Here is a 14,154-nt window from a genome sequence, read left to right as displayed (position 1 = left end):
ATAGTGTTTTTTATTGGGAGGTATGAAAGATGAGTCTCAAGTGGAAAATTCAAGATACATTTATATCACTTAAACATAGGGACTTCAGATATTTTCTATCAGGACAGCTTCTGTCTACTATGGGAACAATGGTTCAAAATACTGCCCTCAGCTGGTACATATATAAAATAACCGGTTCTCCTTTTCTTTTAGGGCTTATAGGAGTATTTCAATATGTACCAGTACTTTTAATAACGCTTATTAGCGGAGTTATAATAGAGAGACATTGCAAGAAAAAAATTTTATTAATGACACAGTCCTTATATATGATACAGGCTTTTACACTAAGCTTTGTAGTATATATAGGAGACAATAAATATTGGATATTTGCAATACTAGCTGCAGCAAGCGGTATTATAACTAGCTTTGATATGCCTACAAGACAATCTTTTTTTATTGAACTAGTAGGCAAGAAAGATCTTCCAAATGCCATATCATTGAATTCAACTGTATTTAACATGTCACGTATAGTTGGACCAGCATTAGCTGGAATAATAATGAACAAGGTTGGAGTATTTGAATGCTTTTTTATTAATGCAGTAAGTTTTATACCAATTATATATGGTGCATTTAAAATAAGTGTAATTGGAAAGCCTAAACTTACTGGAGAGAATTCTGGTTTTTTTAATGATTTAAAAGATGGAGTAATTTATACATTTAATAATAGAGTACTTATATCTACTATGTTTATGATGGCTATAGTTTGTACTTTTGCATTTAACAGCAATATTATAATACCAGTATTTGCAAAAGAGGTTATGAATGGTGGGGCATCAGAATATAGTATTTTCCTCAGTCTTATAGGACTTGGGTCACTTCTTGGTGCTATGTTCATGGCAAGCAGGGGAAGGAAGTTAAATATAAGCCATTATCTTGTTATAAATTCATTTATTCTAGCAATTTTACAGATACTAACTGTATTTTCACACAACTATTTGGTCATAGCAGCACTTTTTATATCTATAGGATTCTTTAATCTTACTTTTCTAAATAGATCAAATTCTACTCTGCAATTTAATACGGCAGATGAATTTAGAGGTAGGGTAATGAGTATATATGCACTGTTGAATACAGGAAGTACCCCTGTTGGTAATGCATTTGTTGGTTCCATAATGGAAAGATTCGGTGGAAAATTTGGATTCTTTAGTTGTGGTATAATGATATTTTTACTTACCATTATAGGAATTTCAACTATAAAAATTAAAAGAGTGGCTAATGCGTAAGAAGCATTAACCACTAGAATATGGTCTATGATCTTTTTGTAAATCTGACATATAGGATTGAAGTTATCAGCATTCCTATAAATGATATTATGAACAACTCCCTGTGATATAATAAATACACGTTATTGTCAAAAGCATAATTGTCAATCTCTTTTGAAGCTATATTAAAGCATCTGTCTATGGACTTTGTATCAATATAGGCAGATTTGTCCATAGGAGTGTGTATCTTTGACATATCTGCATCTGAAAGGGTTATGGCATCTATACCATAAGCCCTGAAGTACTGATGGTCACTAGAATTTTCAAATACGTAAGTAAAAGGTTGATTTTGAGCAGAGAATACTTGAGCCATTTCTTTTACAAAATTAGAGTTTTTTGTATCCCATTTTCCTGACATTATAGAAAGAGGCACACTTTTGTTGCTGCCTATCATATCAAAATTTATAACTTTACCACCCCTTAAATTGTCTTTATATTGTTTCACAAAACTTTTTGATCCAAGGCATCCGAATTCTTCTGCGTTGAATGAAGCAATTATTATATTCCTATCAGGTTTTCCGATTGAATTTATGTATTTTACCATACCAAGTAAAAAAGAAGTACCTGACGCATTATCGAGGGCACCATCATATACATTCCCAGCCAGATCAGTACCTAAATGATCAAAATGAGCTGATAGCACAAGAGGAGGTAAATTTGGGTTTTTACCTTTTATATATCCTAGTACATTGTATGCAGAAGTTAGTTCGTTCTCATATGGGATAAAGCAGCTTATTTCATATCCAGAATTTATATAATTTTTTATTTCCTGTGCAGTTTTACTGGATATCATTATGTACATACTATGAGGAGAATTTGCTATAAATGAACTCCTGAAATTCAATTTGTTGTTTTCTGGATTGTAAAATAGGAAATAGTCTTTTCCCTTTTGTACTTGAAAAGTATTTCCTTTCCAAATTATAATGTCATCTTTCTTAAAGGACAGGGAATTTTTTCTGAAGTTTAGCATGTCTTCCTTATAATCTGTACCATATTTATAATGCTTTACTATGAAACCATCTTTATCCTTTACTACAAGACTTGGAATGCCATCTGTTTTTTTAGGATAAAGAACACTGAACTTTTCTAGATAATTTCCATTATAAGGTTTTAGGCTTTCACTTTCAAAATAGTTTTTTATAAAATTTACAGTTTCATAGTTTTCAATACTTCCTGTTAATCTTCCCTTAAAGTCATCTGAAGACAGGTAATTTATAGTGCTTTTTACTTCGTTGGAATTTAAAGGTTTTACTGAATAGTAGCCGAAACTTAATGAGCATATTATACAAAATATAATCACAAGTAGAGAAATTACAATTTTTTTCATTGTTTACAACCTCACAATTAATGATTCTTTAAATATATATTAATTTGCCAAAATATATATAACTGTTGTAATATATTTTTAGTTGCTATAAATTAACTAATGATTGTACAGGAGGATAAGAGGATAATATGAATAATATAGTGGATATGCTGGCTGAAGAGCTAGATGTAAATAAAAAATATTTGAACAATGTAATCGAACTGTTGGATTCAGGAAATACAGTTCCTTTTATAGCTAGATATAGAAAAGAATTGACAGGAAGTATGAGCGACGTAACTTTAAGAAAGCTTGAGGAAAGGCTTACATACCTTAGAAATCTTAAATCTAGAAAAGAAGATGTAATAAGGATAATATCTGAACAGGGAAAACTTACAGATGAACTACAAAAATCCATAGAAAAGTCCAATACTTTAACGGAAGTTGAGGATATATACAGGCCTTATAAACCTAAGAAGAGGACTAGGGCCATAATTGCCCAAGAGAAGGGTTTAAAATCACTGTCTCAAGTTATATGGGATGGCAATTTCAATGAAGATATAGAGAAATATGCCAGTGAATTTATAAACGAAGAAAAAGGAGTTGATTCTGTAAAAGATGCATTAGCAGGAGCCATGGATATAATAAGTGAAATTATATCTGATGAAGCCAAATACAGAAAGTGGATAAGAAAATTTGTAAATGACAATGGGTTGATTGAGACAAAAGGGGAAAGCAAGGAGCCAACTCCCTACGAGATGTACTATGATTATAGAGAAGCAATTAAATCTATTCCTGCACATAGAGTACTTGCTATAAACAGAGGAGAAAAGGAAAAAGTTCTTTCTGTAAAAGTGACCTGTGACATGGATAGAATACTTGAGTATTTAAAGGCACAGTGTATCAAGGAAAATTCCATTACTGATGCTTATATAGAAAAAAGTGTGGAAGATTCATTAAAGAGGCTTATATATCCATCTATTGAAAGAGAAATAAGGTCAGAACTTACGGATATGGGTGAAGAAGGAGCTATAAAGATATTTAAGGCAAATTTAAAGGCTCTTTTAATGCAGCCACCTATAAAAGGCAAAAATGTTCTTGGATATGATCCTGGCTTTAGAAACGGATGTAAAATAGCAGTATTGGATGATACAGGTAAATTATTGGATACAGCTATAATATATCCTACGGCACCTCAAAATGATGTTGATGGTTCTATAAAAAAATTAAAAGATTTAGTATATAAGAATGACGTAGATGTAGTATCCCTTGGAAATGGAACTGCAAGTAGGGAGTCTGAAGAAGTAATTTCAAGACTTATAAAGGAAGTAAAAGAAGAAAAGGGAAAAGATCTATACTATGTAATAGTATCTGAAGCTGGGGCCTCTGTATATTCTGCATCAGAAGTTGCTGCCAAGGATTATCCTGATATAAACGTATCAATTAGAGGTGCCATATCAATAGGAAGAAGACTTCAGGACCCACTGGCAGAGCTTGTAAAAATAGATCCTAAGTCAATAGGGGTAGGACAGTATCAGCATGATGTTACTCCAAAAAAGTTGGATGATTCACTAAGTGGGATTGTAGAAGATTGTGTAAACAGCGTTGGAGTTGATTTGAATATAGCAACACCTTCACTTTTGTCCTATATATCAGGAATAAATTCAGCTATAGCATCCAATATTGTAGATTATAGAGATAAAAATGGAAAATTTAAAAACAGGAAAGAACTTCTTAAAGTTAAAAGGTTAGGAGCAAAAGCATTTGAGCAGTGTGCGGGATTTTTAAGGGTTATGGAGAGCAGTGAACCTCTAGATAACACATCCGTTCATCCAGAGTCATATAAAGCTGCTAAAGGACTTCTGGATACCATAGGATATATAAGTGATGACTTGAGAAATTCAAGCATTTCAGATATAGACAACAGAATTGAGAAAATAGGCATGGGCAATCTTTCAGATAAACTTGGTGTAGGAATTCCAACTTTGAAGGATATAATAAAGGAGATAAAAAAGCCAGGAAGAGATCCAAGAGAAGAATTGCCAAAGCCAATACTTAAAACTGGAATAGTGGATATGAATCAGTTAAAACCTGGAATGGTCCTTACAGGGACAGTGAGAAATGTAGCAGATTTTGGCGCTTTTGTGGATATAGGTGTCCATCAGGATGGATTGGTGCATATAAGTCAGCTTTCTGATAAATTTGTAAAACATCCTTTAGATGTAGTAAAAGTTGGAGATATAGTCCATGTAACTGTAATTGAAGTGGATGAGAAGAGAAAGAGAATAGCACTTAGCATGAAAAAACAATAATTGTCTAAAGAGTAAAAAAGGCAGCCTTAAAATAAATTTATTTCAAGGCTGCCTTTGTGTGACTCGCACCAAATCAAAGATTTGGGCTCTGACTTTAGAAGAAACTCCTTCTCCATTTGGTCGAATGAGTAAGTGACTCACACCAAATCAAAGATTTGGGCTCGCTACTTAAGGGAATCATCAAATACTTTTTTTACAATTTCTTTAGTTGGGACACCTTCATGTATCTTTGTATCACCTACAAAATATGTAGGGACATAATAGTAATTATATTTTTTGGCTATTTCAGGCTGCCGTTCTTCATCGATTATTTTAATATCAACATCAGTATATTTAGGATCTTCAGTTCTTAATTCCTTCATCCATGAAAGGGCCTGCTTACAATAGGGACACCAGCTTGTTACAAACATGTGTACAGGTTTCATATTATCACTCATTTCTTCTTTGGTTTTAGATGTACCAATTATATTATCTACATCTTTTAGTATAATTATATATCCATATTATATAACAAATTCAAGATAAATTGCTACTAATTATCACTTAATAAAAATTATTGTGAAAAGGTATTGATTTTTAAATAGTTAGGTATTATAATTAAAACATAATATGAATATAATCTTCAGGGCAGGGTGTAATTCCCTACCGGCGGTATAGCCCGCGAGCCGTAAAATGGTTGATTCGGTGAAATTCCGAGGCCGACAGTAAAGTCTGGATGAAAGAAGATAAAAGTGTGATTTTTCTGGGCCCTGATTTTTTAATAAGTCAGGGCTTTTTTATTATACTTTTTAAAAATTTAGGAGATTATATAATTGGGAGGGTGTAATAATGAGAGACAAGAAAATAAACAGGCTAGTTAAAGTTGCAGTATTAAGTGTTATAGCATTTTTACTTATGTTTTTAGAATTTGCAGTACCTATTTTCCCATCATTTTTGAAAATAGATATAAGTGATCTTCCAGCACTTATAGGAACTTTTGCATTAGGTCCGGTTGCTGGAATTTCCATAGAATTTTTAAAAAATATACTTCATGGAATATTTGCAGGTCAGACAGCATTTGTAGGGGAACTTGCTAACTTTATCGTAGGAACAGTCCTTGTAGTTACAGCAGGATTTATATACAAGGCAAGAAAGACAAAGAAATCAGCTGTTTTAGGACTTATATCCGGAACAATAACAATGTCTATAGCAGCAGGTTTAATCAATTATTTTGTACTTCTTCCACTTTATCAGAGGGCATTCAATTTTCCAATAAGTCAGATGGTAGCTATAGCAGGCAAGATAAATGGTAATATAACTGATGTTTGGACATTAATACTTCTAAGTATTGTACCATTTAATTTGATTAAAGGATGTATGCTTACTGTTATTACACTTTTAATTTATAAAAAGGTATCAGTTATTTTAAAAAAAGAAGATAAAGATGGAAGGCAAGCGGCTTAATTGTGCATAATACAAAATAGATTATGAATATATATCTGGTATTGATATTAATTTATTGGTACCAGATATTTTTATTCATGAAAATTTATTTTATACGATAAATATAATATAGTTTTTAGTATAAAGGGTGATGGATTTGGCGGGAATATGGAATGTAAATAGTGTTTATAATGTAAATAATAAAAAAATATCCACAAAACTTTCTTTTGATATAGGAGAGAAATTTTCAGCTAAAGTAGTAAAAACAGAGGATGGCTCAGGAAACATATTGTTAAAGCGTTCAGATGGCTGGCAGTTTCCTGCATCTGTAGAAAATCCAGAAAAAATATCTGAGAATGAAATGATGAAATTTGAGGTTTCAGGATTTGAAGATGGAAAAATTAAATTAAAAGTTGTAAATGAGGAAACAGGGAATCAAAATCCAGGCAAAGATCCCATAGAACTTTTTATAAAAGAAAAATTCATGAATCTGACTGAAAAAGATTATGGAGTTATTAAAGAAATGCTGAATCATAATATTTCTCTTACTAAAGATAATATTTCCAATATAAAAACACTTTTCGATTTTATGAACAAGATTCAAAGTAATCCAGAAGAAAAAAGTGATTTTATAGAAAAGTATCTTGCAAGTAAGAGCATATCTTTGGAAAGTTCTGAAGGAAAATTTATAACTGAAAATCTTAAAACCTTTTTTGAGCAATTGTCGACACTAAGTGATAAAGATGTATTAACTTTTATTGAAAATAATATAGACTTAAATAGTGAAAATATAAAAAGTTTTAATAATATATTTAAGAATGATTCCAGTATATATAAAGAAATTGAAAATTTATCACAAAAACTAAATACGACAGTTGTTGAAAATAGTATGGATTTGAATAGTGAAGGTACAAATGTTATAAATCAAATAATAAACAATACTAAGGATAAACAAGAGATTATAAGTATGATTACAAAGGATTCAGGTCAGAGAGAACGATTAATAGAAGATTATTTGTCACTTGAAAATATACCTGAGGATAGTGCAAAAGGTAAATTTATAATTTCAAACTTATCTAAATTAGATGATGGAGAATTAGTTACATTTATTAAAAATAATGTAGATTTGAATAGTAGGGGTACAAATGTTATAAATCAAATAATAAGTGATACTAAAGATAAACAGAAAGTCATAAATATTCTTGCAAAAGATCCGATTCAAAGGGAAAATCTGATAAAAGAGTATTTATCGGTTCAAAACATACCAGAGGATAGTGCAAAAGGACAATCCATAATTTCAAATCTGTCAAAACTAAATAATGAAGAATTAGTTACATTTATTAAAAACAATATAGATTTGAATGCTAAATTATACAATGGAAAAGATATTGAAACCATTGTAAATGAATTAAAAAATAATCCACAAGAAAGAGAAAGTTTTATATTAAAATATTTATCAAATAATGACATACCATTAGAAAGTGATAAAGGAAGGCTTGTCATGTCATCCTATAAAAATATTTTGAGTGGTATTGATGGAACAGTAGATGAAAACATTGAAAAATTAAATATAATAAATGATATACTTAATAATATTGAGCTCAAAGATAAATCACAAACAGTAACACAAGGCACAATAAACAATACTGAAAGTATTATAAAAGATCAAATTAATAGTAAAACACAAGAGATCATAAATATTATAAAAAATATGATTTCAGATGGAAAATCGCCTATTGCTAATAAAAATAGTATTATAAATAGTGTGATTAATGATTTTAAGGTGTTTAATACAGTTTCCAATTCGTATTATTATATGGATTTACCTTTGAAAATTCAAAATAATGATTATAATTTCAAGATGATGATAAGAGACGAAAGGAAAAAGGGGAAAAAAATAGATACTACCAATGTGAAAATTGCTACTTCTATTAGTACAGAAAATATGGGAATTGTTGATGCCTATTTAAGTGTAAAAAATAAAAATATGAATGTAAATATAGAGAGCGTAGGTTTATGGAGTAAAATTTTGGCAAAAGGCAATAAAAAAATAGTGGAGAGCTTATCTCAATTAGGATATAATATAAATATAGAATTTAATGAAAAGAAAGAAGATATTAATATATCAACTTGCAGGGAGTTTTTCCAAGATAGTGAGCTTGGTGTAATAAATACAAGGGCTTAAAGAGGTGATTTGTTATTAATAACAAAAAAAAGGCTGCCGCTTTAAAATATGATGTTAATTATGAATCACCAGTTGTTACTGCAGCAGGTATTGGACAAATAGCTGATAACATTTTAAAAAAAGCCAGGAAATCTGATGTGCCTGTTATCTATGATAAAGAGCTTGCCAATTTACTTACAAATATAGATGTAGGTGACAGTATACCTGTAGAATTGTATGATGCTGTTGCAAAAGTAATAGCCTATGTAGTTGACATAGATAATAATTTAAATAAAAAGTGAAATGATATGTGCATATATAAAGATATAATATGTTTTAGAAGGTGATTAAGTTTGGCTTTATTTGCAATATCTGATTTACACCTGGACAGCAGTGGAAATAAACCTATGGGTGTATTTGGAAACAACTGGTTTGAACATGACAAAAAAATATATAATAATTGGATAAATAAAATTAAATCTGATGATACAGTACTTATAGCAGGGGATATTTCATGGTCAATGGACATGAAAAATGGATTTTGGGATTTGGAATGGATTCATAAATTACCTGGAAGAAAGATATTGATAAAGGGAAATCATGATTATTGGTGGACCAGCATAACTAAACTTAATAATTTATATGATGATATGGATTTTATCCAAAACAATTTTTTTGCATATGGAGAATATGCAATATGTGGTACACGAGGATGGATATATCCTGAGTCGGAAAATTTTACACAGCATGATGAAAAAATTTATAATAGAGAAATTTTAAGATTAAGGAATTCTTTGAACTGTGCATCAAATGAAGGATATAAAAAATTTATTGTAATGGTGCATTATCCACCTATAAGTGAAAAATCCATGAAGTCAAGTTTTATAGATGTACTAAAAGAGTATAGTGTGGAAAAGGTTATATATGGACATCTTCATGGGGAGGCTCTTGCAAAAGCCGTAACAGGATCAATAGAAGGCATAGAATACATACTTACATCAGCTGATTATATAGATTTTGATCCTGTAATAATACTCTAAAGAACATAAAATTTATATACGGAACTTGTTAAAGAGGCCCTTTTTTTTATCCTTTTGTTGTTTATTGATAGAATTTTCATTGACTTCGTTGCTTACTAGATTTTTCTGCTGACGCGCTAAATCCTTGATATTCTCAGATGCCATGGTAGAAGTTATAACCTGACTAAACCAAATTAAGGATTTTTCTCCTGCACCAGTACGTCTCATCAATTCACCTATAAGATACATTGCAGTAAATTTATTCATACCATACATAGGAAATGATTCGTTGAAATAGGCAGAATTTAAATTATCCAAAGCCTGTGTTAAAAAATTCATTTCATTTTTTGAATCTTCCTTAAGCCTGTACATCCATGCCAGTTTAAGATAATTCATCGCTTTCTTGCTAGGTTTCGAATTTATAGTATAATAATTTAATAGAGATAGTTTATATCTTTGAATGGCAAGGTCAATATCATATACTTCAGGAAAGTTCTTCTTATGCCACTTTGGTGTCAGCTGTTCTTTTATTGTATCAGCATCATAATCTGAAAGCTTTTCAAAATCGGTTTTTATAGATGCGTATCCACATTCATCGCATACCCATACATCATAGAAATAAGGACTTATTCTTGAATACCTTATAAAAAAATCAGGATCTTTTTTTATTATTCTATATGAATTTTTTTTAATGGCTCTAGCTTTAAATACACTGCCGCATACTGGACAGGTTATTTTTCTATCATATAACATAGAGATTTGTTCTTCTGGATTATATAGGATTGAATTAGACATTTCTTTGGACATTTAAAATTTCACCCTTATCATAAATAATATTATAATTTAATTATATCAAAAAAAATCATATAATTTTGATTTTGTATAGATTTTGTTATAAAATTATTTTAGTTCATATATGTAGGAGAGGGTAGAGTTGGCAATAGGAGAGTGGAAAACATTTTTAATACCATATAAACAGGCAGTTGAAGAATTAAAGGTAAAAATTAAGAGCATAAGACTTGAATACAGAAAGAAGAATGAATATTCGCCTATAGAGTTTGTAACTGGAAGGGTAAAGGAAATATCCAGCATACTTGAAAAGGCTAATAAATTTAATATACCTCTCAATAGAATAGAGTATGAAATGGAGGATATTGCAGGTATAAGGGTAATGTGTCAATTTGTAGATGATGTTCAAAGGGTAGTTGAGATAATCAGGAATAGAAAAGATATGCAGATAATGTATGAAAAGGATTATGTAACAAATGTGAAAAACAGCGGTTATAGAAGTTATCATGTTATAATTAAATATCCTGTGAATATGGCAGAAGGCGAAAAGGATATACTGGCTGAGTTCCAGATAAGAACACTTGCCATGAATTTTTGGGCTACTATAGAACACTCTTTAAATTATAAATATAAACATGAAATACCGGATTATATAAAACATAAACTTAAAAGTGCTGCAGATCTGGCATTTAAACTTGATGAACAAATGCTTGAAATCAAGGACGAAATAAAAGATGCCCAAAAATTATTTGAAGTGAAATCAAGTTTGGTATCAGATATAATGAATAATATACTTACATTGTCTTCTATGGGAAAATTGTCAGATTCCACAAGATTTCAAAAACAGTTAAACAGTGTTATTGAAGAGGGCGAAGTCTATGATTTAGTAAACCTATTGAAGTCTACAGAAAAAACTATTCAAATGTATAGCAGATTAATGTAAGAAGGGAATGGGCAGTTGAATTATGTATTCAACTGTCCAACTGTTATTTTGCAACTATATTTACAAGTCTTCCACGTACTACTATAATTTTTTTAACAGATTTATTGCCAATAGCTGATTTTACATTTTCCTGAGATAAGGATATTTCTTTTATTTCATCCTCTGATAAACCGGTCTGTATATTTATTTTTGATTTTATTTTTCCATTTACCTGTATGGCAATTTCAATTTCATCTTTTACAAGTGCCTTTTCATCAAATTCAGGCCATTTTTCATTGAATATAGAATATTTTTTACCAAGAAGTTCCCACTGTTCTTCTGCAAAATGTGGTGCAAAAGGGGCTAATATCTTGACAAAGTCGATTATAGTATCTTCTAGGAACTTAATATTTTTATTTTTAATTTTTAGGTATTTTGAAAGTTCATTAGTAAATTCCATCATTCTTGCAATAGAAGTATTGAATTGGAATTTATTAGTATCAGTTAATACTGATTTTATAGTAAAATTTCTGACATAGTTCAAGTCCTTTTCAGGAGTATCCATGGAAGTTTTAGTATTATTCTTAGTATCTTCTATAGCTTCTTTGGATTGAGATATATATCTTTCAATTCTATCTACAAATTTACTCATGGATTTAATACCATCATCACTCCATGCGCCGCCTTCTGTGTAGTCAAAACCGAACATAAGGTACATTCTGAATACATCAGCCCCATATTCTTTTATGCAATCATCTGGAGATATGGTATTACCTTTGGATTTACTCATTTTTTGACCATCAGGGCCTAGTATTACACCTTGATGTTTTAAAGATAAGAATGGTTCATCAAAGTTTAAATATCCCATATCCCTAAGGGCTTTGGTAATAAATCTGGCATATAGTAGATGCATGCAGGCATGTTCGCGGCCACCTACGTACATATCAACAGGAAGCATCTTATTTATTTTATCCTCGTCAAAAGGTTTTTCGGAATTCTTATTATCTACATATCTTAGATAATACCATGAAGAACATACAAAAGTGTCAAGTGTGTCAGCTTCTCTTTTCGCAGGACTTCCACAATGAGGACAAGTTGTATTCATAAATTTCTCCGATTTTAAAAGAGGGGATTTTCCATCAGGAGAAAATTCTACATCGTAAGGAAGTTCAACCGGAAGTTGTTCTTCTGGTACAGGAACTACTCCGCATTTTTCACAATAAACTACAGGAATAGGAGTTCCCCAGTACCTCTGTCTTGAAACAAGCCAATCTCTTAACCTATAATTTACCTTTCCTGAACCTAAACCCATTTCCTCTAATTTCTTAGTTACAGCTTTTTTGCCGTCTTTTGTAGATAAACCGTTGAATTCGCCACTGTTTATCATTTTTCCATGTTCTATATAAGGAAGGGTATCACCACCATCTATAACTCTTTCAATAGGTAGTTTATATTTTGTGGCAAAGTCAAAATCTCTTTCATCATGTGCAGGAACAGCCATTACAGCACCTGTTCCATATGTATTTAATACATAATCACCTATCCATATAGGTACTTTTCGACCATTTATAGGATTTATAGCATACGATCCAGAGAATACACCTGTTTTCTCTCTTGTAATGGATTGTCTTTCAATTTCAGTCTGCTTTTTAGCTTGTTCTTTGTAATTTTCTATCTGTTCTCTATATTGTTCTTTAGCTATTTTATCTACTAGTTTATTTTCAGGTGATAGAACTACATATGTAACACCGAACAAGGTATCAACTCTTGTAGTGAATACGCTGAATTCAATGTCTGAGTCAACTACTTTAAAAGTTACGTTAGTACCTGTGGATTTACCTATCCAATGTCTTTGCATAGCCTTTGTAGTTTCCGGCCAGTCTAATTTATCTAAATCCTGAAGTAGTTCCTCTGCGTAATCTGTTATTTTGAAGAACCACTGGGTTAAATCTTTTTTAGTAACTTCAGTACCACATCTTTCGCAACAGCCTTCTTGAACTTGTTCATTTGCCAAAACTGTGTTACAACTAGGGCACCAATTTACAGGAGCATTTTTCCTGTAAGCCAAACCATGTTTATATAATTGCAGGAACAGCCACTGATTCCATTTGTAATAATCAGGATGACATGTAATTACTTCATTTTCCCAATTAAACATTGCACCCATTGATTTGAGCTGTTTTTCCATTGTAGCAATATTTTTTTCAGTGGAATCACTTGGATGTATCCCAGTTTTTATGGCATAATTTTCAGCAGGCAGACCAAATGAATCAAAACCCATAGGCTGAAATACATTGTATCCCTGCATTCTTTTTAATCTGGCCCAGGAATCTACAGGGGCATAATTGAACCAATGACCTGCATGAAGTCTGCTGCCTGATGGATATGAGAACATCTCCATTACATATAATTTATTTTTTATATCATCTTCGTTGAATTTATAGATATGTGTTTCTTCCCACTTTTTTTGCCATTTTTCATCAATTTTAGTACTGTACATAAAAATCTCTCCTTTAACATAAAAAACTTTTCATCTCTAGCTAAGAGACGAAAAGTTTAATTTTCGCGGTACCACTCTAATTAAATCAATAATGATTTCCCTTAAATAATAACGGTTTCCTGCCGTACCTGATTTTTTCAGGTAAACTCGTAAGGTGAGTTCATATTTTAATATCACACTATTTTTCACCTGACAATAGCTCTCTTTAGTGATGTAAATATTACTAATCCTTATTCACAGCTAAATATTAACTTATTTCAAATTTTATAATAAATGACAACCTTTTGTCAAGGATAATTTTAAAAAATAAAAAAGAACCCATATGAGTTCTTTTGGCTGCCCATGCTGGATTCGAACCAACAAATACCTGTTCCAGAGACAGGTGCCTTACCATTTGGCGAATGGGCATTGTATAAATCGTT

11 protein-coding genes, 1 tRNA gene, 1 riboswitch and 1 other annotated feature are annotated in these 14,154 nt (G+C 31.0%); of the genes, 7 read left to right on the top strand and 5 right to left on the bottom strand.

All coding sequences use genetic code 11. The features are described from left to right. Positions 1-29 precede the first annotated feature (29 nt). A complete protein-coding gene (locus J418_RS0101730) occupies positions 30-1,262 on the top strand; it encodes an MFS transporter (RefSeq protein ID WP_017894680.1) in 1,233 nt (410 codons plus the stop codon). A 25-nt stretch (positions 1,263-1,287) separates the two neighbouring features. Here J418_RS0101730 and J418_RS0101725 read toward each other — a convergent pair whose 3' ends face one another. Beyond that, positions 1,288-2,628: a M28 family metallopeptidase gene (locus J418_RS0101725; protein WP_017894679.1), complete on the bottom strand. Its 1,341-nt coding sequence runs from the start codon at positions 2,626-2,628 to the stop codon at positions 1,288-1,290. Between the two features lie 128 nt (positions 2,629-2,756). Between J418_RS0101725 and J418_RS0101720 the strand changes: the two genes are divergently transcribed. After that, the gene (locus J418_RS0101720) at positions 2,757-4,916 is read left to right on the top strand and encodes a Tex family protein (RefSeq protein ID WP_017894678.1); all 2,160 of its coding nucleotides are present in this window, start codon (positions 2,757-2,759) and stop codon (positions 4,914-4,916) included. Between the two features lie 164 nt (positions 4,917-5,080). Here the strand turns inward: J418_RS0101720 and J418_RS0101715 are convergent, their stop codons facing one another. Next, positions 5,081-5,353 (bottom strand): glutaredoxin family protein, encoded by a 273-nt coding sequence (locus tag J418_RS0101715; RefSeq protein WP_080629768.1) that lies wholly within the window; start codon positions 5,351-5,353, stop codon positions 5,081-5,083. A 177-nt stretch (positions 5,354-5,530) separates the two neighbouring features. Continuing rightward, positions 5,531-5,647, top strand: a riboswitch (FMN riboswitch). Positions 5,648-5,744: 97 nt separating this feature from the next. On the opposite strand from J418_RS0101715, the gene J418_RS0101710 reads away from it, so the two are divergent. The 4 genes from J418_RS0101710 (at position 5,745) to J418_RS0101695 (ending at position 9,542) form a co-directional block, all read left to right on the top strand. Next, on the top strand, positions 5,745-6,359 hold the full coding sequence (locus J418_RS0101710) for an ECF transporter S component (RefSeq protein ID WP_017753100.1): 615 nt from the start codon (positions 5,745-5,747) through the stop codon (positions 6,357-6,359). 136 nt (positions 6,360-6,495) lie between these two features. Next, positions 6,496-8,523 carry a hypothetical protein gene (locus tag J418_RS0101705; RefSeq protein ID WP_017894676.1) on the top strand — a complete coding sequence of 676 codons (2,028 nt, stop codon included), beginning with the start codon at positions 6,496-6,498 and terminating at the stop codon, positions 8,521-8,523. A gap of 14 nt (positions 8,524-8,537) precedes the next feature. Further along, on the top strand, positions 8,538-8,804 hold the full coding sequence (locus J418_RS0101700) for an EscU/YscU/HrcU family type III secretion system export apparatus switch protein (RefSeq protein ID WP_023625210.1): 267 nt from the start codon (positions 8,538-8,540) through the stop codon (positions 8,802-8,804). 51 nt (positions 8,805-8,855) lie between these two features. Next, positions 8,856-9,542, top strand: coding sequence for a metallophosphoesterase (locus tag J418_RS0101695; protein WP_017894675.1), 687 nt, complete (start codon positions 8,856-8,858; stop codon positions 9,540-9,542). Between the two features lie 12 nt (positions 9,543-9,554). Here the strand turns inward: J418_RS0101695 and J418_RS0101690 are convergent, their stop codons facing one another. Next, positions 9,555-10,328, bottom strand: a complete 774-nt coding sequence (locus J418_RS0101690; RefSeq protein WP_017894674.1) for a DUF2225 domain-containing protein — start codon at positions 10,326-10,328, stop codon at positions 9,555-9,557. A 127-nt stretch (positions 10,329-10,455) separates the two neighbouring features. Here J418_RS0101690 and yjbM point away from each other — a divergent pair, with 127 nt between their 5' ends. Beyond that, on the top strand, positions 10,456-11,253 hold the full coding sequence (gene yjbM, locus J418_RS0101685; RefSeq protein ID WP_017894673.1) for a GTP diphosphokinase: 798 nt from the start codon (positions 10,456-10,458) through the stop codon (positions 11,251-11,253). Between the two features lie 43 nt (positions 11,254-11,296). Here the strand turns inward: yjbM and leuS are convergent, their stop codons facing one another. Continuing rightward, a complete protein-coding gene (leuS, locus tag J418_RS0101680) occupies positions 11,297-13,732 on the bottom strand; it encodes a leucine--tRNA ligase (RefSeq protein WP_017894672.1) in 2,436 nt (811 codons plus the stop codon). A gap of 40 nt (positions 13,733-13,772) precedes the next feature. Next, positions 13,773-13,979 (bottom strand) — a binding site (T-box leader). Between the two features lie 86 nt (positions 13,980-14,065). Beyond that, a tRNA-Gln gene (locus J418_RS0101675) sits at positions 14,066-14,140 on the bottom strand. Positions 14,141-14,154 lie beyond the last annotated feature (14 nt).

The organism is Clostridium tyrobutyricum DSM 2637 = ATCC 25755 = JCM 11008 (assembly GCF_000359585.1).
Taxonomy (GTDB): Bacteria; Bacillota; Clostridia; order Clostridiales; family Clostridiaceae; genus Clostridium_B; species Clostridium_B tyrobutyricum.
This window is presented reverse-complemented; position numbering and strand designations above follow the sequence as displayed.